This is a genomic window from Ramlibacter sp. WS9, from assembly GCF_003797765.1.
Taxonomy (GTDB): Bacteria; Pseudomonadota; Gammaproteobacteria; order Burkholderiales; family Burkholderiaceae_C; genus Ramlibacter.
The window spans coordinates 20,554-39,377 of the sequence record NZ_RKMB01000026.1 but is presented as its reverse complement, the minus strand read 5'-3'; the positions used below and the strand labels follow the sequence as shown (position 1 = coordinate 39,377).

General features: G+C 66.9%; 27 protein-coding genes. 10 read left to right on the top strand and 17 right to left on the bottom strand.

Features of this window, described 5'->3' with window-relative positions:
* Positions 1–2: 2 nt before the first annotated feature.
* Entirely contained in the window at positions 3–248 is a 246-nt protein-coding gene (locus tag EEB15_RS26960; RefSeq protein ID WP_141513059.1) for a hypothetical protein, read from the bottom strand.
* A gap of 141 nt (positions 249–389) precedes the next feature.
* Here EEB15_RS26960 and EEB15_RS26955 point away from each other — a divergent pair, with 141 nt between their 5' ends.
* The 5 genes from EEB15_RS26955 (at position 390) to EEB15_RS26935 (ending at position 3,174) form a co-directional block, all read left to right on the top strand.
* Positions 390–971, top strand: a complete 582-nt coding sequence (locus EEB15_RS26955) for an NnrU family protein (RefSeq protein WP_141513058.1) — start codon at positions 390–392, stop codon at positions 969–971.
* 14 nt (positions 972–985) lie between these two features.
* Entirely contained in the window at positions 986–1,393 is a 408-nt protein-coding gene (locus tag EEB15_RS26950; protein WP_141513057.1) for a PPC domain-containing DNA-binding protein, read from the top strand.
* A gap of 267 nt (positions 1,394–1,660) precedes the next feature.
* Positions 1,661–2,284 carry a PolC-type DNA polymerase III gene (locus tag EEB15_RS26945; protein WP_141513056.1) on the top strand — a complete coding sequence of 208 codons (624 nt, stop codon included), beginning with the start codon at positions 1,661–1,663 and terminating at the stop codon, positions 2,282–2,284.
* A 112-nt stretch (positions 2,285–2,396) separates the two neighbouring features.
* Positions 2,397–2,807: a VOC family protein gene (locus tag EEB15_RS26940; RefSeq protein ID WP_141513055.1), complete on the top strand. Its 411-nt coding sequence runs from the start codon at positions 2,397–2,399 to the stop codon at positions 2,805–2,807.
* A gap of 139 nt (positions 2,808–2,946) precedes the next feature.
* The gene (locus EEB15_RS26935; protein WP_141513054.1) at positions 2,947–3,174 is read left to right on the top strand and encodes a hypothetical protein; all 228 of its coding nucleotides are present in this window, start codon (positions 2,947–2,949) and stop codon (positions 3,172–3,174) included.
* Between the two features lie 16 nt (positions 3,175–3,190).
* Here EEB15_RS26935 and EEB15_RS26930 read toward each other — a convergent pair whose 3' ends face one another.
* Positions 3,191–3,424 (bottom strand): hypothetical protein, encoded by a 234-nt coding sequence (locus EEB15_RS26930; protein ID WP_141513053.1) that lies wholly within the window; start codon positions 3,422–3,424, stop codon positions 3,191–3,193.
* 187 nt (positions 3,425–3,611) lie between these two features.
* Between EEB15_RS26930 and EEB15_RS26925 the strand changes: the two genes are divergently transcribed.
* A complete protein-coding gene (locus EEB15_RS26925) occupies positions 3,612–4,571 on the top strand; it encodes an alpha/beta fold hydrolase (RefSeq protein ID WP_141513052.1) in 960 nt (319 codons plus the stop codon).
* Here EEB15_RS26925 and EEB15_RS26920 read toward each other — a convergent pair.
* The 4 genes from EEB15_RS26920 to minC are packed head-to-tail and all read right to left on the bottom strand — an operon-like array spanning position 4,549 to position 7,012.
* Positions 4,549–5,058 (bottom strand): SRPBCC domain-containing protein, encoded by a 510-nt coding sequence (locus tag EEB15_RS26920; protein WP_141513051.1) that lies wholly within the window; start codon positions 5,056–5,058, stop codon positions 4,549–4,551. The genes EEB15_RS26925 and EEB15_RS26920 overlap by 23 nt on opposite strands.
* Positions 5,059–5,114: 56 nt before the next feature.
* A complete protein-coding gene (gene minE, locus EEB15_RS26915) occupies positions 5,115–5,378 on the bottom strand; it encodes a cell division topological specificity factor MinE (protein WP_141513050.1) in 264 nt (87 codons plus the stop codon).
* A gap of 3 nt (positions 5,379–5,381) precedes the next feature.
* Positions 5,382–6,197: a septum site-determining protein MinD gene (gene minD / locus EEB15_RS26910; RefSeq protein ID WP_141513049.1), complete on the bottom strand. Its 816-nt coding sequence runs from the start codon at positions 6,195–6,197 to the stop codon at positions 5,382–5,384.
* Positions 6,198–6,214: 17 nt separating this feature from the next.
* On the bottom strand, positions 6,215–7,012 hold the full coding sequence (gene minC, locus EEB15_RS26905) for a septum site-determining protein MinC (RefSeq protein WP_141513048.1): 798 nt from the start codon (positions 7,010–7,012) through the stop codon (positions 6,215–6,217).
* Positions 7,013–7,165: 153 nt separating this feature from the next.
* On the opposite strand from minC, the gene EEB15_RS26900 reads away from it, so the two are divergent.
* Together EEB15_RS26900 and EEB15_RS26895 are read left to right on the top strand one after the other, a co-directional pair.
* A complete protein-coding gene (locus EEB15_RS26900; RefSeq protein WP_141513047.1) occupies positions 7,166–7,630 on the top strand; it encodes a hypothetical protein in 465 nt (154 codons plus the stop codon).
* A 58-nt stretch (positions 7,631–7,688) separates the two neighbouring features.
* Positions 7,689–8,045: a nuclear transport factor 2 family protein gene (locus EEB15_RS26895; protein ID WP_141513046.1), complete on the top strand. Its 357-nt coding sequence runs from the start codon at positions 7,689–7,691 to the stop codon at positions 8,043–8,045.
* Here EEB15_RS26895 and EEB15_RS26890 read toward each other — a convergent pair.
* The 6 genes from EEB15_RS26890 to EEB15_RS26865 all read right to left on the bottom strand — a co-directional run bounded on the left by EEB15_RS26890 (position 8,024) and on the right by EEB15_RS26865 (position 13,121).
* Positions 8,024–8,734 carry a TIGR03915 family putative DNA repair protein gene (locus EEB15_RS26890; protein ID WP_233259634.1) on the bottom strand — a complete coding sequence of 237 codons (711 nt, stop codon included), beginning with the start codon at positions 8,732–8,734 and terminating at the stop codon, positions 8,024–8,026. The genes EEB15_RS26895 and EEB15_RS26890 overlap by 22 nt on opposite strands.
* Positions 8,731–9,747, bottom strand: a complete 1,017-nt coding sequence (locus EEB15_RS26885) for a lysylphosphatidylglycerol synthase domain-containing protein (protein WP_233259633.1) — start codon at positions 9,745–9,747, stop codon at positions 8,731–8,733. Before EEB15_RS26885 ends, EEB15_RS26890 begins: the two co-directional genes overlap by 4 nt.
* A gap of 3 nt (positions 9,748–9,750) precedes the next feature.
* Positions 9,751–10,992, bottom strand: coding sequence for a cardiolipin synthase ClsB (gene clsB / locus EEB15_RS26880; protein WP_141513045.1), 1,242 nt, complete (start codon positions 10,990–10,992; stop codon positions 9,751–9,753).
* 9 nt (positions 10,993–11,001) lie between these two features.
* Positions 11,002–11,778 (bottom strand): endonuclease/exonuclease/phosphatase family protein, encoded by a 777-nt coding sequence (locus EEB15_RS26875; protein WP_141513044.1) that lies wholly within the window; start codon positions 11,776–11,778, stop codon positions 11,002–11,004.
* Positions 11,779–11,869: 91 nt separating this feature from the next.
* Complete coding sequence (locus tag EEB15_RS26870; protein WP_141513043.1) at positions 11,870–12,265, bottom strand: MerR family transcriptional regulator; 396 nt, start codon at positions 12,263–12,265, stop codon at positions 11,870–11,872.
* Between the two features lie 370 nt (positions 12,266–12,635).
* The gene (locus tag EEB15_RS26865; RefSeq protein ID WP_199236644.1) at positions 12,636–13,121 is read right to left on the bottom strand and encodes a Spy/CpxP family protein refolding chaperone; all 486 of its coding nucleotides are present in this window, start codon (positions 13,119–13,121) and stop codon (positions 12,636–12,638) included.
* A gap of 240 nt (positions 13,122–13,361) precedes the next feature.
* Here EEB15_RS26865 and EEB15_RS26860 point away from each other — a divergent pair, with 240 nt between their 5' ends.
* Positions 13,362–13,727, top strand: a complete 366-nt coding sequence (locus EEB15_RS26860) for a hypothetical protein (RefSeq protein WP_141513041.1) — start codon at positions 13,362–13,364, stop codon at positions 13,725–13,727.
* Here the strand turns inward: EEB15_RS26860 and EEB15_RS26855 are convergent.
* Entirely contained in the window at positions 13,717–14,172 is a 456-nt protein-coding gene (locus EEB15_RS26855; protein ID WP_141513040.1) for an exosortase/archaeosortase family protein, read from the bottom strand. The genes EEB15_RS26860 and EEB15_RS26855 overlap by 11 nt on opposite strands.
* Positions 14,173–14,355: 183 nt before the next feature.
* Between EEB15_RS26855 and creD the strand changes: the two genes are divergently transcribed.
* Positions 14,356–15,789: a cell envelope integrity protein CreD gene (gene creD, locus EEB15_RS26850; protein WP_233259632.1), complete on the top strand. Its 1,434-nt coding sequence runs from the start codon at positions 14,356–14,358 to the stop codon at positions 15,787–15,789.
* Here creD and creC read toward each other — a convergent pair.
* The 4 genes from creC to EEB15_RS26830 all read right to left on the bottom strand — a co-directional run bounded on the left by creC (position 15,781) and on the right by EEB15_RS26830 (position 18,777).
* Positions 15,781–17,220 carry a two-component system sensor histidine kinase CreC gene (gene creC / locus EEB15_RS26845; RefSeq protein ID WP_141513038.1) on the bottom strand — a complete coding sequence of 480 codons (1,440 nt, stop codon included), beginning with the start codon at positions 17,218–17,220 and terminating at the stop codon, positions 15,781–15,783. The genes creD and creC overlap by 9 nt on opposite strands.
* A 79-nt stretch (positions 17,221–17,299) precedes the next feature.
* A complete protein-coding gene (gene creB / locus EEB15_RS26840; RefSeq protein ID WP_141513037.1) occupies positions 17,300–18,031 on the bottom strand; it encodes a two-component system response regulator CreB in 732 nt (243 codons plus the stop codon).
* Positions 18,032–18,148: 117 nt separating this feature from the next.
* Positions 18,149–18,583 (bottom strand): Cu(I)-responsive transcriptional regulator, encoded by a 435-nt coding sequence (gene cueR, locus EEB15_RS26835; protein WP_141513036.1) that lies wholly within the window; start codon positions 18,581–18,583, stop codon positions 18,149–18,151.
* Positions 18,580–18,777: a heavy-metal-associated domain-containing protein gene (locus tag EEB15_RS26830; RefSeq protein ID WP_141513035.1), complete on the bottom strand. Its 198-nt coding sequence runs from the start codon at positions 18,775–18,777 to the stop codon at positions 18,580–18,582. Before EEB15_RS26830 ends, cueR begins: the two co-directional genes overlap by 4 nt.
* Positions 18,778–18,824 lie beyond the last annotated feature (47 nt).

Below are 18,824 nucleotides of genomic sequence, written 5' to 3'. Positions count from 1 at the left end.
CGTTACTTGTTCGTGTGCCGCGAGTCGTGCTTCGTTGCTTCGTGCTGGCCGCTCGGGCCGGCGGCGTGGGCGTCGCCGGGCTTCTCGACGCGACGGCCCATGCGCGTGCTGCGGCCGTTCGACGGTCGCTGGAAGAAGCTCTGCACCTCTTCCGTGACCTTCTGCAGGCGCGTCACGTCCTTCGGCTGGCTCTGCGCCGATGCGGCGGCCGTGCTGGGGTGTTTGAACAGGGCAATGGTGCTGACCATGATGAATGTCTCCTGGAATGCTGCTCAGTTTGGGCAAAGGCCTTGCCTATTGCTGTAGGCCGGCATCCCATCACGCTGTCGCGGCAGGCGTACATGGCTGTGCTTGAAACATAATCCGGCCACACACTTCGGAGGGTTGCCATGCTGGTGCTGATCCTGGGCCTTGCCTTGTTTCTGGGCGTCCATTCCACCCGCATCTTCGCGGACGGCTGGCGCACGCAGATGGTCGCGAGGATGGGCCCGCTGCCGTGGAAGGGGCTCTACGCTGTCGTCTCTATCGCGAGCTTCATCGTCATCGTGTGGGGCTTCCGGATGGCGCGGCGCGACACGCTGGTGCTGTACGCCACGCCGCCGTGGACGGTGCACGTGACGGCGCTGCTGATGGTGCTGGCGATGATCCTCTTCGTGGCCGCTTACATTCCGCGCAACTGGTTCAAGGCGAAGTTCCATCACCCGCAGGTGCTGTCGGTGAAGACCTGGGCGGTGGCGCATCTTCTGTCCAACGGCGAGGCGGCCAACGTGGTGTTGTTCGTGGCCTTCCTGCTGTGGGCGGCCTTGAGCTTCCGCGCCGCGCGCCAGCGCGATCGCGCTAACAACACCGTGTACGCGCCGGCCAACGCCATCGGCACGAGCATCGCCGTCGCGGCGGGGTTGGTGGCCTGGTCGGTGTTCGCGCTGCTGCTGCATGGGCCGCTGATTGGGGTGCGGCCGCTGGGGTATTGAATGACAATCGAGGCATGAATGTTCACGTGCTGCGCCTGGTGCCTGGCGACGACCTGCGGTCCTCGCTGGAGAAGGTGTTTGCCAGCCTCTCCAAGGAACACGGCATTTCCGCGGCCTGCATCGTGTCGGCGGTGGGCAGCTTGTCCAACGCGATGCTGCGCTATGCCGACAAGCCTGGCGGAACCGAAACGGATGGTCCGCTGGAACTGCTGATGCTTTCGGGCACGCTCAGTGCCGACGGCGCGCACCTGCACGGCAGCGTGTCCGATGCGCAAGGGCAAGTGAAGGGCGGGCACATCATGCACGGCTGCGTCGTGCGCACGACGGCGGAGGTGGTGATCGCGCTGTTGCCGGGGTGGGAGTTTCGGCGGGAGCTGGATGCGGCGACGGGGTTCAAGGAACTGGCCGTTCGGCAGCGATAAGGTGTTGCCTCATCCACGGTAAAGTCGAGACATGCAACGCACCGTTCGCAGGACGCAACCAGGTTCCCAAACCGCTCAGGATCTGGCCTATTGGTTGGCGCAACCGGTGCAGGCGCGCATCGATGCGCTGGAGGCCCTGCGGTATCAGCGCCATGGCGATGCTCGGATGGAAAAAGTCTGCCGCGTTGTGTCTCTCAAACCCTCGCGAGTCGAGGCCGCGATGCCCCCACCCCAGCCCTCCCCCAGCGGGGGAGGGAGCAAGAATCGATGACCACCGTTGCCGTCATCGACTTCGAGACCACGGGCCTATCCCCCGCCATGGGCGACCGCGCGACGGAGATCGCGGTGGTGATCCTCGAGGGTGACCGGGTGGTGGACCGGTACCAGAGCCTCATGAACGCCGGCGTGCGCATCTCGGCTTTCATCGAGGCCTACACCGGCATCAGCAACGAGATGATCCGCACGGCGCCGCCGGCGGAAGCGGTGATGGCCGAGGCCAGCCGCTTCGTCGATGGGCGGCCGATGGTGGCGCACAACGCGTCGTTCGACCGGCGTTTCTGGATGGCGGAGATGGAGCGGGTTGATCGGCCCGCCGATGAGCCGTTTGCGTGCACCTTGCTCTTGTCGCGCCGGCTCTATCCGCAGGCGCCCAACTACCGGCTCGGCTCGCTGGCTTCCTATCACGCACTGCCTTCTTCGGGCCGCGCGCACAGGGCGATGGCGGATGCGGAAGTGGCGGCTGCGCTGCTGGGGCAGATCAAGCGCGATCTGACGCATCAGTACGGCGTGCCCGAGCCGCGCCACGATCTCTTGATGAAGCTGCAGGCCTGCGCGCGCAAGGCCGTGCCGAAGGCCATCGAGCAGCACCTGGCCGCCACGCCCGCCCACTGACGCCTTCTCTGACGCGGTTCACTGAATCTGTCAGCAGGGCGAAGCGCGGTGCTTGCCCGGCGCGCGCTGCGCGGCTATCGTTGCCCGCTCAACTTTTCAGGAGGCAAGCGCCATGGCCGATTCCATTCAACGCTCCGACAGCGTCATCTCCCACGTGTCCCTGGGCACCAACGACTACCCGCGCGCCAAGGCGTTCTACGACGCCGTGCTGGCCACGCTGCACATTCCGTGTTTCATGGATTTCCCCGGCGGCGCGGGTTACGGCCGCAAGTTTCCGGAGTTCTGGATCCAGTCGCCGTTCGACGGCGGCAAGGCCAGCGTGGGCAACGGCGTGCACGTTTCGTTCCTCGCGGGCTCGATCGACGAAGTGAAGGCGTTCTATGCCAAGGCCGTGGAGCTGGGAGGCAAGGGCGACGGCGAGCCGGGCTATCGCAAGGAATACACGGAGAATTATTACGCGGCCTTCGTGCGCGACCTCGATGGCAACAAGATCGAGGCGATGTTGATGGTGGAAGGTGGTTGAAGGGGTTGATGAGGTAGGAGTGCCCTCACCCCCGCCCTCTCCCAGAGGGAGAGGGAGCAAGACAATGCGATGCTGTCCGACAGCGCACAAGGTTGTGGGCTTCCAGAATGGCCATGCACTCACTTTCAAGGAGCACAGCATGGCAAAGAATGCCAAGTCGCAGAATCCCGCCGACAAGCAGGAGCCGCAGAGCGGCAAAGTGGAAAACGATGCCAACCAGCAGGGCGAGCAGGTGCCCACGCAGAAAAACGAAGGGCGGCGCACACCGGTAAGCCGGCACGACCGCGAGTCGAAGATCGGAAACAACCAGGGGAAGCAGAGCCGCAGCGCGCCGGACAGCGGCGCGTCGGGCAAGGGTCAGCGCTAACGGCGTCGAGCCCTGGTCAGGCGACCTCGGCCGCGCGCAGGGCGGGTTCGCGCAGGTCCGCGAAATCGAAGCGGCGCGCCAGCCCCAGCTGCGAGCCCTTGGGGCGGTAAGTGCCGTCCGCCTGTTTCACGAACAGCTGCCGGCCCGCCATCAAACGCCGCAACACGGGCTCCAGCTGGCCCAGTGCAGACGGGTGGAGCCACGCGGCCACCACGCTACCTGCATCAAACGAGTCTTGAACGTACTGCATTGCCACTCCCGGTACTTTGCCGATGGCTCCCTGCGAGATTCTTTGGTTTGCTGCTGGATGGTGATTCTGCGGGCGATGCAAGTCCAGTTATGTCGGCGCGACGACAAAACGGCGATTCCGGTGGCGGCTTTACAAGCTTGTGTTGCGGGGATGCGACCGCCGCGGCGCGGCGGTTACAGTTCTGCCCATGAAAAGCATCTGGGTCCGTGCCTTTGTCCTCGTGTTGGCGGGCATTGTCTTCTTCGTTGGCCTCGGCGTCGCCCTCACCTGGGCGCCGGACGTGCCGGTGGACGAGCTCAAGGCACGCTGGGCGCGGCCGCCTTCGCGCTTCATCGACGTCAACGGCATGCAGGTGCACCTGCGCGACGAAGGCCCGCATGACGACCCCGCGCCCATCGTTCTGCTGCATGGCACTTCCGCCAGCCTGCACACCTGGGAAGGCTGGGCGCAGGCGTTGCGTGACAAGCGCCGCGTGATCCGCTTCGACCTGCCGGGCTTCGCGCTCACAGGGCCGAACCAGGCCAACGACTACTCCACCGAAACCTACGTGCAGTTCGTCCGCGACGTGGTGGACAAACTGGGCGTGCAGCGCTTCGTCATCGGCGGCAATTCGCTGGGCGGGCAGATCGCGTGGTCCGTCGCGGCGGCGATGCCCGACCGCGTGGCGGGCCTCGTCCTGGTCGATGCGAGCGGCTACCCGCCGGAATCGATGACGGTGAAGCAGGAGCTGCCCCTGGGCTTCCGGCTGGCGATGACGCCGGGCCTGCGGGTGCTGACGGAGCGCACGCTGCCGCGCGGTGTGGTCGAAGCCAGCGTGCGCAACGTGTATGGCGATCCGTCGAAAGTCACGCCCGAGCTGGTCGACCTGTACGTGGCGATGACGCTGCGCGAAGGCAACCGCAAGGCGCTGGGGCGGCGCCTCGAGCAGGGCTACACCGGCAACGTGGCGCTGCTCAAGACCATCAAGGCGCCCACGCTGGTCTTGTGGGGCGGCAAGGACAGGTTGATCCCGACCGAGTTGGCGCCGCGATTCGCGAGCGACATTCCGGGCGCCAAGCTGGTGATGTTCGACGACCTGGGCCACGTGCCGCAGGAAGAAGACCCGCAGCGCACCGTGGCCGAGGTCAAGCGCTTCCTGGGCCCTTGAAGCCGCCCAGCCCGCCCCAGGTGCGGGTGGTGAGCACCTTGTCCAACTGGGCGAGCATGGTGGCCCAGCCTTTGCGCGTCCGGTCGGCGTTGACCTGCGCCGTTTCGTCGCTGCCCAGGTTGTGCGTCAACACCAGCTCGCACAGGTTCGGGCCCATGGAGACGATGTCGATGACGACCCGCGTCGGCTCATCGGAATAAGGCTCGACGTTGAAGTCGAACGCGAGGCGGTGGGGCCGTGCGATCTCGACATACACACCGCGGTGCTGCGCGTCGAAGAAGCTTTCGTCGCCGTCGGCGGTGGGCCGTCTGTCGGTGACGGTGAATTCACCGCCGACCGAAGGATCGATCTCGCAGTGAAGGATGTTGCCGGTGCGGGTGGCGAAGAGGAAGCGGGCCGCCAACGCAGGGTTGAGCCAGGCATCGAACACACGCTCCGACGACACGCTGTAACGGTGCGTCACGCGCACGGTAACGGGGGAGGTCATATTGCGTTTATCTGCTGCTCGTCGCGGTGTGTCAAGTCAGGCAAAGACAACCGAAATCACTTGCTGTCGGGCAGCTCGATCTTCACCTCCAGCACTTCCAGGTTGTCCTGGCGCTCGAGGCTGACCTTCAGGTCTTGCGGGCCGATCTTGATGTATTTGCTGATCACGGCGACGAGCTCGCGCTGCAGGGCCGGCAGGTAGTCGGGCTGGCTCGCGTTGCGGCCGCTGCGCTCGTGCGCCAGGATGATCTGGAGCCGCTCTTTGGCGACGCTGGCGGTCTTTTTTTTCTCGCCCAGCAGGAAGGAAAGGAAGGATGCCATCGGTTACTTGGCTCCGAACAGGCGCTTCAGGAAGCCCGTCTTCTGCGCGTCGACGAAGCGCATCGGCTTGTCCTGGCCGAGGAAGCGGTCGATCACGTCCTTGTACGCCTCGGACACATCCGTGCCCTTCATGTGCACCGCCGGCGTGCCCTGGTTCGACGCTTGCAGCACCGACTCGCTTTCCGGGATGACACCGATGAGCTTGATGCGCAGGATGTCCTGGATGTCTTCCAGCGACAGCATCTGGCCCTGGTCCACGCGGTTCGGGTTGTAACGCGTGATGAGCAGGTGCTCCTTGATGGGCTCCTTGCCCTCGATGGCGCGCTTGGTCTTGGAGGCCAGCATGCCGAGGATGCGGTCGGAGTCGCGCACGGACGAGACTTCCGGGTTGGTGACGACGAGTGCCTCATCGGCGAAGTGCATCGCCATCAGCGCGCCGGTTTCGATGCCGGCGGGCGAGTCGCAGACGATGTATTCGAAGCCCATCTCGCCGATGTCCTTCAGCACTTTCTCCACGCCTTCCTTGGTCAGCGCTTCCTTGTCACGCGTCTGGGACGCGGCCAGAACGAAGAGGTTCTCGCACTGCTTGTCCTTGATGAGCGCCTGGTTCAGGTTGGCCTCGCCCTGGATCACGTTGATGAGGTCGTACACCACGCGCCGCTCGCAGCCCATGATGAGGTCGAGGTTGCGCAGGCCGACGTCGAAGTCGATCACGGCGGTCTTGTGGCCGGCCAGCGCCAGGCCCGAGGCGAAGCTGGCGCTGGTGGTGGTCTTGCCCACCCCGCCCTTGCCGGAAGTGACGACGATGATTCTTGCCATGAGTGAAAGTCCTTGAGTTACTTGATCGGGTCCATCACCAGCTTGCCTTCGGCCCCGCCGACCAGCCGCACCTGGGTGGGCTTGGAGAGAATGTCCGGGGGCAAGGGGATTTCGCTGGTGCGGTACACACCCGCGATGGAAATGAGCTCCGGCTCCATGCACAGCGAGATGATGCGGGCCTGGGTGTTGCCGCGCGCGCCGGCGATGGCCTTGCCGCGCAGCGGCGCGTAGACGTGGATGTGGCCGTCGGCGATGACTTCGGCGCCGGGGTTCACCATGCTGAGGACGACGAGGTCGCGCCCGCGCGCGTAAATCTGCTGGCCCGAGCGCAGCGGCCTGTCGATGACGAGAGCGGATACGAGGCCTTCGGCGGGCTCGGTGCGAACGGGCTGGGCGGGCGCCGGAACGTCGCGCGGGCCAGAAGGGCTGTCATTCGCGGCGGAAGGGCTGTCATGCCGGACTGGATCCGGCGTCCATGTCTTCGCATCCGCCCCCGACGCCAGGCCCGCCTGCAGCGCCGCCTTCATCTGCCCCTCATTCCCGCCCTTCACCGCCACCGGCATCACGCGGTATTCGCGCAGCAGCGACAGCAATTGCGGATAGTCCACCCGCACGTCCCCCTGCGCCTGCAGCGGCGACAGGTCCAGCACCAGCGGGTCGTTGTCGAAGAAATCGGGGATGTCGCCGAAGCGGGCCTTCAGTTCGGCGGACAGCGCGGCCAGGTCGGCCGATTTGAGCAGCAGCGAGACCAGGGGCAGGTTGGCGCTTTTGATCTCGAAGGTGGCAGGGGCGCGTCCTGCGAGGGCAACGGTCATTGAACAGTGGGTTTGCGAAAAGACGGGTGCAAAAAGCGCCGAATCTTAACAGCCGTCCGCCAGCGCCGTCCTACAGATTCTGTTGCCAAATGCACCTGACGCGCACCGTGCTGGGGCCCACACTGGACTGGCGACACTTTCAAAGGAGTTGCCATGAAGATTCAACACACTCCGTATCACTGGGTCCTGGTGGCCCTGGCGGCATTGCTGCTGACGCTGGGTGAGGCCCATGGGCAATCCGGCGCGGCCGCGGTGTTCGAAGGCCGCCCCGCCATGGCGGGTGCGCAAGGCGGCCTGGGGGCACAAGCCGGCGTGGCGCAGGGCGGCATCGGCGTGCAGGGCAACGCGGTGGCCGAGCGCACCCTGCGCCTGGGTAAGCCGACAGGGCTCGACGACATCCGTCAGGCGCGCCGCGACGAGGCCCCCGATGTGATCGCGGCATCCAACTCGGATGTGACGCTGCGCAAGGACGCGGCACCGGCACCCGACAAGAGCGTGGCGAAAGACCAGCGAAGCGCCAAGAAGGTCACGCGCGCCCTCAAGCGCACGATCACCCGCGCGCGGCATGGGGTGAGCGAGGTGGACACGTCCGCGGCGGGCGCAGGGCCTGCGCGGTAGACGGAATCCGGGCCCGCCACCACGGCGGGCTCTTTACATGGGACGGTTAAAATCGCCCATGCAAGACAACAAACTGACCGGCCTCGTGCACGCCTACTTCGGCGCGTACGAGAGCGAGAACCGCGAGGCCGCCGAAGCACTGCTCGCGGACGACTTCATCTTCACCAGCCCCAACGACGACGCGATCGATCGCGCCACTTACTTCGAGCGTTGCTGGCCCAGCAACGAAGCCGCGCGCGAACAGCAGATCGAGAAGATCGTGATCGACGGCGACAAGGCTTTCGTCACCTACCTGTGCTCCTCCGCGGGCGGCAAGTCGTTCCGTAATACTGAATTCCTGACGTTCGTCGACGGGCGCATCTCGCGGGTCGACGTGTACTTCGGCGCGTCGTATCAAGACGGCGTGCTGCAGTAAGGAGCACTGGGCGACGCCTTGGCGTGCGCGCCGAACACCCGGCGATACGCCTCGAGCCAGTGGCCTTCGTGCGCGTCGGCCGGGGGCGCTTCGGCGCGCGGCAGGCCGGGTGCGAAGTGCAGCTGGCGGCCGTCCCATTCCACCGAACGCTCCGGCGTAAGGATGGCCCAGCGCGAATCGGGCGAGCGCTTCGCGAACCACGGCGCGGCGAACTCGACGATGTGGTGCGCGGGTTCGAACCATGCCACCTGCAGCGCCGGCGTCGGGCCGTCCTGCACAGTCTGGAAGCGCACGAAGGCCTTCATCTTGTGGACGTCGCGCCGCACTGATTGCCCCATCTGGTGCGCGTGCAGCATGTCCGGGTCGACCGGGTCGTGGCGCAGGCCGGGCTCGTGCACCAGGCGCCACAGCAGCCGGTACAGCAGCGCGAAGCGTTCCGGGTCGTGGTGCAGCACCACGGTCTCGCAGAGCCGCAGGAAAGACGCGGGCACGATGGCCGAAGCGGCCTTGGGCACGCCCTGGGGCCGGCTGTCGGCGGCCTGCGGCGGGTCGGCAAAGAGCTCGCTGTTCTGCGCATGGTCGGTGTGCCACTGCACGGATTCCGGTGGCACCTGCTGGGACAGCAGCACACGCGCTTCTTCGCGGAAGCCTGCGAGATCGGTATCGCTGGCCAGCCGCGCTTCCATCATGTCGCTTTCTTTCTGGCGCGCAGTTCCATCGCCAGGTAGAGCAGGGATGCCGCCACCAGCGGCACGATGTAATAGATGGCGCGGTAGCCCAGCAGCGCGGCCAGAAGCTGGCCCTCCGACGCCTGATGCGACAGCAGCGCGATGAAGACGAATTCGAAGACGCCCAGGCCGGCCGGCACGTGCGCGATCACCCCGGCGATGGCGCCAATCAGCAGCACGGCGAGCACGTCTGTATACGGCACCCGGCCCTGCAGCAGCAGGTAGACCACGCCGCCCATCACGCTCCAGTTGATGCACGAGATGAGCAACTGCAGCGCGGCCATGCGCGGCGGCGGCAGGAACAGCTCGTGCCCGCGCACCGTCCACACATGGTCGTGCCAGCGCACGCAGGCGGCGACATAGCCGATGGCGGCGAGCACGAGTGCGCCGCCTATCCACTGCAGGCCGTGGTTGCCCATCTGCCAGCTGGGCGGCAGCACCAGCGGGTGGATGGCGAACAGCAGGCCGGCCAGCAGCATGTAGCCAACCCAGTTGGTCAGCATGCTCAACGTGACGATGCGGGTGATCACGCCCTGGCCCAGGCCCAGCCGCGAATAGAGCCGGTAGCGGAAAGCCACGCCGCCCACGAGCGAGCCAATGCACAGGTTGAAGGCGTAGCTGACGAAATTGACGCTCATCACGGTGCGGGTGGTCAAGGTGTGGCCGGTGTAGCGCTTGCCGAACAGGTCGAAGCAGCTGTAGAGCGCGTGACTCGTCGCCGCCAGGACGGCAGCCGCCAGCAGTGTCGGCGCAGGCGTGTTGCGGACCGAGGCCAGCACGTCGTCCCAGTCGATGTTGCGCGCATAGCGCACCAGCAGATAAGCGACGGCGGCGAAGAACAGCAGCGACAAGCCGCGCCTGGTCCACCTCCACCATGGAGGCGACGTGTCGCTGTCCGGCTGCTCGCGCGTCCCAGCGGCCCGGCGCGGGCGGGGCTTGACCAGTGCGTTGCGAGGCAAGGTGCGCGTCGCCACCGGCTACTCCTTGCCGCCCTGGTCGCCGTAGGCCGGGTGCAGGCGGCTCGCCAGCGCCGGCAGCAAGCGCGGCACATGGCGCGGCAGCCACGAAGCCCAGCCGGGATAGCGCCGCGTGAAGTGGTACGCGAAGAAGCTGCGTGCGACCTGCCAGCGGCTGGGTTGCCCCAGTTCGACACGGTCGATCTGTTTGCAGCTGCTGCACATCAGCTTGTCGAGGCGCTCGCTCAGCACCTGGTTGAACGCGCGGTCACGGATGATCACGTTGGCCTCGAGGTTGAGCGCCAGGCTCAGCGGGTCGAGGTTGCTGGAGCCGACGGTTGCCCACTCGTCGTCCATCAGCGCCACCTTGCCGTGCAGCGGCTTCTCGCAGTATTCGTAGATCTTCACGCCGGCGCCGAGCAGCCGGTGGTACAGCATCGTCGCGGCCGTCTTGACGATGGGCATGTCGGGCTCGCCCTGCAGGATGAGGCGCACGTCGACGCCGCGCCGCGCCGCGCGCCGCAGCTCCTTCATGAAGCGATAGCCGGGGAAGAAGTAGGCGTTGGCGATGATGATGCGCTTGCGCGCGGAGCGGATCGCGATGCGGTAGTGCCGCTCGATGTCGCCGAAGTGGTCGCCGTTGTCGCGCACCACCAGCATCGCCGCGGCCTCACCCGCGTGCGGCTGGTCCTGCGTCTGCACGCGCACCTGCTTGCGGCTGCGCCACCATTGGCGGGTGCGCTGGTAGCGTTGGCCTTGTGCCAACGCGGTGTGGGTGAAGCGGTGGATCTCGGACACCAGCGGACCTTGGATCTCCACCGCCCAGTCCTGCTTGGCCTCGGGCCCGAAATCGGCCAGATGGTCGGCCGAGTAGTTGATGCCACCGACGAAGGCCACGTGGCCGTCCACCACCACGATCTTGCGGTGCATGCGCCGCAGCACGTTCCAACGCCAACCCAGGAGGCGTTTGCCCGGGTCGAACACGTGCAGGCGAACGCCGGCCTCGGCCAGGGTTCCAATGAAATGGTCCGACAGGTCGGACGAGCCGAAGCCGTCGACGGTCACGTCCACCTGCACGCCACGCCTTGCCGCCGCCATCAGTGCCTGATGCAGCTGCAGGCCGACCTTGTCCTCGAACAGGATGAAGGTTTCCAGCACCACCTCCTGCTTCGCATTGGCGATGCAGGCGAAGACGCGCGGGAAGAACTCCTCGCCGTTTTCGAGGAGTTGAATGTCGTTGCCGGGAATCCACCTGCTGCTCATGGCTGCTTCCTACAGATGGATCTCGGCCGCCAGCGGCGCGTGGTCCGACAGGTGCGACCAGGGACGGCGCGGCAGTACCACGGGCAGGTGCACCGAGGCGTTGCGCACGTAGATGCGGTCAAGTGCCAGCACCGGGAAGCGCGCGGGGAACGTCTTGGCCGGCTCGCCGTAGGCGGTGACGAACACCTCCTTCAGGCCGGCGCCGTCCCACAGCAGGTCGTGCGCGCGGCGGCGCCAGTCGTTGAAGTCGCCCGCCACGATGAGCGGCGCATCCTTGGGCACTTCCGTGCGGACGATCTCGCACAACAGCTCCAGCTGCTGCACGCGGTGGGCTTCGGCCAGGCCCAGGTGCACGCAGATGGCGTGCACCTGGTGGGCATGCCCCGGCACCGCCAGCACGCAATGCAGCAGGCCGCGCTTTTCCGGCCCGACGATGGAGACGTCGTGGTTCTGGTAGTGCACGATCGGAAACTTCGACATGATCGCGTTGCCGTGATGGCCCTTCGGATAGACCATGTTGCGGCCGTAGGCAAACTGCGGCCAGATGCTGTCGGCGAGGAATTCGTAGTGCGGCAGTTCGGGCCAGCCGTTGACCTTTTTCCCGTGCTCTTCATGCGTACCCTGCACCTCCTGCAGGAACACCACGTCCGCCCCGACCTTCCGCACGGCATCGCGCAGCTCGGGCAGGATGAACTTGCGGTTGAAGGTCGTGAAGCCCTTGTGGATGTTGACTGTCATCACGGTCAACGGCGGGACGGGCGGCACGTTGTCGCTCAGGTCGCTCATAGGCAGTCCGGTGTCTCTCGTTTTTTGGGTGAGACTTTTCTTGTACTGCCGGGCTGTTTGCAAAGGTGTAGGACGGGGCGCAGACTTCTTGTCACCCCCGCGCAGCGCCCCGCTTGACACGAGTCGCTTGGGCGTGCTTCTTCTTTTGCTCGCGCAACCACCGCACGTGGTCCGTGACCTGCGCGCGCTGGGCCCGCAGCGCGGCGATCTCGCCATCGACCTCGACGATGCGCTGTTGCATCGCACCGATCATGTCGTCAAAGCCAAGGCGGCCTGAGCGATACGCGGGCAGGTGTTCGGCGATGGCCTTGAGCGAAAAGCCGATCTTGCGCGACATGGCGATGAAGATCACCTCGCGCCGCGATGACTCCGCGTAGTCGCGGTAGCCGCCGGGGGTGCGGGCCGGCCGCAACAGGCCCAGCCGCTCGTAGTGCCGCAACGCGTGCGTGGAGACGCCGGTCCGTAGGGCCAGTTCGGAGATGCGCATGCCTCGAGCTTAGAAGGCTTCGCGCCGCGCGAAGGTTGCGCGCGCGACAGAATGAGCTCGACGTAGGACGCGTTCTTGATCACTTGGGCTGTGGCTCTTCGAACCGGCCGCCCGAGTCCTACAGGCGCCGTCGGGGCTGGCCGGCCTGCTGGCCGCTGCAGGCGCGCAAGCTCAAAGCACTCCAGCCGCCGGCAGTTCCGACGGGCCGCCGAAGGCCGGCGAGGCCAGCACCTTCGTGCGAGGAGCGCCGAACGTCGAACCCGCGGCGCATGCCATGACACGCGCCGAGGTTCAGTCCGAATTGCTGAGCCGCCGCGCGCGCTTCGAAGCGACGCGACGCGCGATGCTGAGCTCCGGCGCCCGGGGCTGATCAGCCCTTGTGGTGACGACCGCCGTGGTGCCCGCCGCGGCGGTGCATGCTTTCCGCGTCGAACACCTTCTTCTGCTCCGCCGTGAGGGCGGCGTAGAAGGTCTTGGTGGCGTCGGCGCGTTTGTCCATTTCGGCAGCGCGAGCCGCGTGCATGGCCCGCATGCGGTCGACGCGCTCAGGCGTCGTCAACTTGGCGAACTCGGCGTGGTCCGGGCGCTGCATGCGCGCCGGCGGCTTCATCGCCGAGGTGTACGCCGTCCAGGCGCTCTCTTGCGCCGGGGCCAGCTGCAGCTTCTGCTTCAGCGCGGCCTGTCGGCGTGCCATGCGCTCCTGCATCTTGGCCGGGTCGAACCGGCCGTGATGCTCACGCGCCATCGGTGCCGGTGCGGCGCCGGGGGCGGCCGGCGGAGGCGTCTGTGCGGTGGCGGCAAAGCCGAGCGCGGCCAGGAGGCCGGTGGCGATCAGGTGCTTGGGTGCAAGTTTCATGATGGTTTCCTTTGGTCCTTCGAGAAGGCCCGCAACCCCCATGGGCTGCAGGTTGGAAGCAAGTGTGGAAGGCCCATGTATCGCCGCCGTGGCGGCGAGGTAGCTGATGTGTAAAGGTTCACGCCCGCAACTGGGCTGTGGGAGGGCGCCTACCGCAAGAGCGCGGAAATGGCCACAGCGGCCCCACGCGTTGCTGCCGATCATTCATGCACAGAGACATACGACCCGAAAGGGGCAACCATGAAGTACCCGAACATCATGCCGCTGGTGGCGCTCGCAGCCGTGTTGGCAGCCGGCCCCGCGGCCGCGCAATCCAGTCCGCCGACAGCCGTTGAAGGCCCTGCGGTGGTTACCGACGTCGGGCCGCCGCCCGCCCAGGAGCGCAACAGCATGGGTGCGATCGTGCTGGAAGAGTCGCCCGTGCGCGCGCAACGCGACCGGGACTTCGAGCAGGGTGTGGCGCCTAAGCCCCGCGCGAGCAAGGTAGGCCGCCAGGTTTTGCGCTCCACGACCAAGGCCAAGGCGCGCGCGGATCTGCAGGAAGCGCGTGAAGCAGAGGCGGTGGAGCTCTATCGGCGCGGCGCGGCCGGCCAGATCAAGAAATAAGCGACCACGCCGCGCACAGCAGCATCGCGCCGGCGAAGAGCGTCTTGTGCGCCACGCGGTTCACGAAGGTGTTGCCGAACAGCTGCTGCCACAGCTGCATCGGCACGGCCGCCCTCTGCGTGCCCGGCACGAACGCGATCAGCGTCGCGGCCACGCCCAGCCAACCCGCGGCAAGCCAGCCACCGGCCGAACAAGCGAGCGTGCACAGCAGCGCCAGCGCGAGCCACTCCAGCCGGGGCGCGGCGCGCAATTGCTCCCGCATGGGCCAGAGCGTGCACGCGGCGATGACGAGCGCGACCGTCCCGGGCAGGGTGTGCACGGTTCCCAGCCAGGCCGCGCCAACGGCGGCGAACTGCGCGGCCGGCCACCACCAGGCGGGCGCCGTGTCGATGCGGATGCCCAGGCGGACCAGTGGGGGATAGCGCAGGAGGGGTGAGACAGGCATGGCGTTCGATCCTTCGGTGTGACGTTGCCTGTCACTGTCGCGATGCATGAAGAAGGCGTGTCGAAGCCCGCGCCTGCGTGCGTGAAGCCTGTGTGAAGTCCGCGTGCCGCGCGGCTTCATCAGCCGCGCGGGAAACGCCGCGAGCATGTCCCCTATCCAACAACCGGGGTTTCCATGAAAGACATGCTTCGCAATTCCGCGCTCGCCAAGGTCGCGCTGCTGGTGCTGATCACCATCGTGCTGTGCATCCCGCTGGCCCAGATCCGCGGCCTCATCGACGAGCGCGGCGGCAGCCAGCTGCAGGCCGCGCATGAACTGGCCGCCAGCCATGCCGGGCCGCAGGTGGTGGTAGGGCCGCTGCTCGTCATGCCCTATGTCGAGCGCTGGACCGAAGTCGAGCTCAACGACAAGGGCCAGGTCAAGGCGCGCATCGCGCGCAGCAAGCCGATGACGCACCTTGTGTTTCCCGAGAAGGTCGACCTGAAGGGGCGCATGGCGCCGCAGGAGCGCTATCGCGGCATCTTCAAGGTGCTGTTCTACGACCTGGACGGCGCGTGGAAGGGCAGCTTCCCGGCGTTCGATCCGGCCGCACTCGCCCACACCGAAAAGGACTCTACGTTCGAGCTGCAGCCACCGGTCTTCGCGTTCGGCCTGCAGGACGTGCGCGGCATCCAGGGTGCGCCAGCGCTGCGGCTCGCCGGCGAGACGGCCAAGTTTCTTCCGCGCATCCCGGGCGCCGCCGACGGCTCGTGGCTCGCACGCGGCATCCACGCACCGGTGGCCGGGGCCGCTCTGCAGGCCTGGGAACGCCGGGAACCGGTGGCGTTCGACATGAAGATGGTGATCATCGGCCAGGAGCGGCTGTCGATCGCGCCGCTGGCCGATGAAACCACCACGCACCTCACCTCCACCTGGCCGCACCCGAGCTTCGGTGGGCAGTTCCTCGCGGTGCAACGCACGGTGACCGACAGCGGCTTCGAGGCCAGCTGGGCGGTGTCTTCGCTGGTGAGTTCGGCGCGCAAGCAGATTCTCGCGTCGCAGGGCGGCCGCGACCCGCGCGCGGCGGGGGCCGGGCAGGCCGATGCGCTCGACAGCTTCGATGTGACGCTGGCGCAGCCGCTGAACGTCTATTCGCAATCCACCCGCGCCGTGAAGTACGGCGCGCTGTTCGTGGCGCTGGTGCTGATGGCGGCTTTCATGTTCGAGCTGTTCAAGAAGCTGCGCCTGCACCCGGTGCAGTACGCGCTGGTGGGCCTGGCCATTGCCCTGTTCTTCCTGCTGCTGCTCGCGCTGTCGGAAAAAGTGGAGTTCTGGCTGGCCTACACGGCCGCCGCGGGCGCGAGCGTGCTGCTGCTGATGGTGTATTTCAGCGCGGTGCTCAAGGGGTGGAAGCGCGGCGTCTCGCTGGCGGGCTATGTGGCGCTGCTGTACGGCACGCTCTACGGGCTGCTCGCATCGGAGAATAACGCGTTGCTGCTTGGCGCACTGCTGCTGTTCGGCATGCTGGCCCTGCTGATGATCGCCACACGGCGCGTCGACTGGTACGCCCTCTCCGGCCGCGATTCGCCGGCGCCAATGTCCGGGTCCATGTCCACGGCAGTGCCCGCGTCAGCTTGAGGGCAAACGCGGCAGCGAGAGCGTGGCCAGCGCACCACCATCTGGGGCGTTGGCCAGCTCGACACGGCCGTGGTGCAGGGACGCGATCTCCTGCGCGAAGGCCAGGCCCAGGCCGGTGCTTTTCTTCTGCGTGTCGGGCCGGGCCAGCGAATAGAACTTCTCGAAAACCTTGCCTTGCGCGTAGTCGGGAATGCCGGGCCCCTGGTCTCGCACGCGGATGTGAGCCAGGCGTGCGGTCAGCTCCAGGCTGATGCGCACTTCGGTGCCGCTGGGCGCAAAGGCGATGGCGTTGTCCAGCAGGTTGCCGAGCGCCCGGCGCAACAGGAAGGCATCGCCTTCGACAGCCGCGTCGTCCGGCGCGTCGAGCACAACGTGCAGCTGCTTGCCCGCACCCGCGTCCTGCGCCGCGCTGGCCACTTCTTCGAGCAGCGGCCGCAGCGGGAGTTGCTCGATGCGATCGAGCACGCGGCGCGACTCCAGCGCGGTGAGCTCCATCATGCGGTCCACCAGCTCCTGGATGCGCAAAGTTTCGCGCGTGATGTTGTCCAGGAAGCGTTGGCGCTGGGCGGCCTGCATGTCGGGCTCCTGCAGCAGTTCCGCGGCACCGCGAATGGCCGACAGCGGGCTCTTGAGCTCGTGCGTGAGCGTCTGCACATAGTCGGCGACGTAGTTGCGCCCGGCGAGCGCGTCGCGCATTTCATCGTAGGCAGCACCGATGGCCACCCATGCGCGGCGACCCAGCCGCGCCGGGCTGAAACTGCGCTGCGCCCGCACATAGGCCACATAGTCAGCGATGATGCCGAACGGCCGCACCAGCCAGACCGACACGATCACCGCCAGCAGCAGCACGCCGAGCGCGGAGAGCAGGCCCACATACAGCGTCTTCTCGCGTGCCGCCGAGACGAAGCGCCCGAAGCTCTGCACCGGCTTGCCGAGCGTCACGACGCCGACCACTTGCCCGTTCCAGTGGATCGGCGCGCCGACGTACATCACCGAGCTGAGCGGTTCGTCCTGCGTGTCGGGCGTGGTGCGCGCACCGTACTCGCCGCGCAGCGCCAGGCGCACGTCGCGCCACTGCGAGAAATCGGCGCCCTTCCACTGGCCCAGCGAGTCGTAGAGGACCAGGCCCGCGCTGTCGGTGACGTAGGCGCGCAGCTCGACGCGGGTCTTGGTGACGCTGAAGATCTGCGCCGAGAAGCGGCGCGCGTACGCGGTGCGAAACAGCGGGTCCAGCCTCGCCGTGTCGATCACGCCGCCTTGCACGTCCTGCTCGATCAGGCTGGCCATGAGCTGCGAGGTTTCGACAAGCGACTCCTCGGCGGACTCTCGGTAGCGTGGGTCCAGGTCGGACACCACGCGGTACAGCAGGAAGGCGATGCCCGCCGCGTAGATCAGCAGGATGCCGATGAAGATGCGAGTGCGTTTGCTCATGTCGCCCCCACGCTTGTCACTGCGTGTACTGCGCTGCCCCCCGAGGGGGCCTTCGCGCCTTGGGGCGGCCCGGCGGCGCTCAAGGCCGCTCTTTCGGCGGCAGATCTTCGTTCAGCGCGTAGCCCGCGCCGCGCGAGGTGCGGATGGCCTCCACATCGGGGGCGATGGCCTTGAGCTTGCCGCGCAGAGTCTTGATGTGCGCGTCGACGGTGCGGTCGAAGCTGTCGCTGTCGTCGTCCCACACCTTGGCCAGCAGCTCTTCGCGCGTGAACACCCGCCCAGGCTTTTGCACCAGCAGCCGCAAGATGCCGTATTCGTAGCGTGAGAGTTCGAGCACGCGGCCGTAGAAGCGGATCTGCCGCCGCTCTTCGTCCAGGGTGAACGGCGCCGCTGGGGCTTCGGCCACCGTCGCGGTAGGCCCGGCCGCGGTCCGTGTGCTGCGGCGCAGGATGGTGCGCACCCGCGCCACCAGCTCGCGCGGTGAGAACGGTTTGGCGATGTAGTCGTCGGCACCCAACTCGAGGCCCACCACGCGATCGATCTCGTCGCTGCGCGCGGTCAGGAAGAGCATCGGCACCTCGCGCCCGCCGGGCAGCAGCTGCAATTGCTTGAACAGCTCGAAGCCGTTCAGATCGGGCAGGCCGACGTCGAGGATGGCCAGCGCCGGCGGCTGGGCCGCGAATTCGCGCAGGGCCTGCTCCGCGGTGTGGCAGCACACCGGCGCGAAGCCGTCGGTGGCCAGCACGTACTGGATCGTGTCCGCAATGCCGGATTCGTCTTCGACCACCAGGATGCGCGGCTTGTTGAGCATGGCGCTATGGTAGCGAGGCGGGGCATGGATGCCGGATCAAATCCGGCATGACAGCCGGGGAGGGCAGGCCCGTAGGGTGGGCAACTTGTTGCCCACCATTCCCCCGAATCCATGTCTTCAAGCGTGCAGCCCCGCCAAGTCGTCCAGGATCGGGCAGTCCGGCCGCTCATCCCCGTGACAGCAGTGGATCAGGTGATCGAGCGTGCGCTGCATCGCCTGCATGGCCTCGATGCGCTGCGCCAGGTCGTCCGAATGCTTTTGCGCGATGCGCCGCACATTGGCGCTGGCACGGCGGCGGTTGTGCCAGAGGCCGGCGAGTTCGGCGATCTCGTCCATGGAAAAGCCCAGCTCACGCGAGCGCTTGATGAAGCGCAGCGTGTGCACCTCGGACTCGGTGTACTGGCGATAGCCCGCGTCCGTGCGGTGGACGGCGGGCAACAGGCTCAGCGATTCGTAGTGCCGCACCATCTTGGCCGACACGCCGGAGAGGCGAGCCGCCGCGCCGATGTTGACCGGCCAGGCGATGGGCGAAACGGTGGCGGGCGCTTTCATGCGGCGACGGTGTAGCCTTCTTCGGCGATGGCGTGGGCGATCGCCTCGCGCGGCTGCTCGGTCTGCACCTCGACCTTGCCGCTCCCGATGTCGACCTTGACCTGCGCCGCCGGGTCGACGGACTGCACGGCCTGGGTGACGGCGCGCTCGCAGTGGCCGCAGCTCATGCCCTGCACTTGAAAAACCTGGTTCATCGCGAATTCCTTTCTGTGATTGAATCAAGCATAGCGTGAACCTTGCC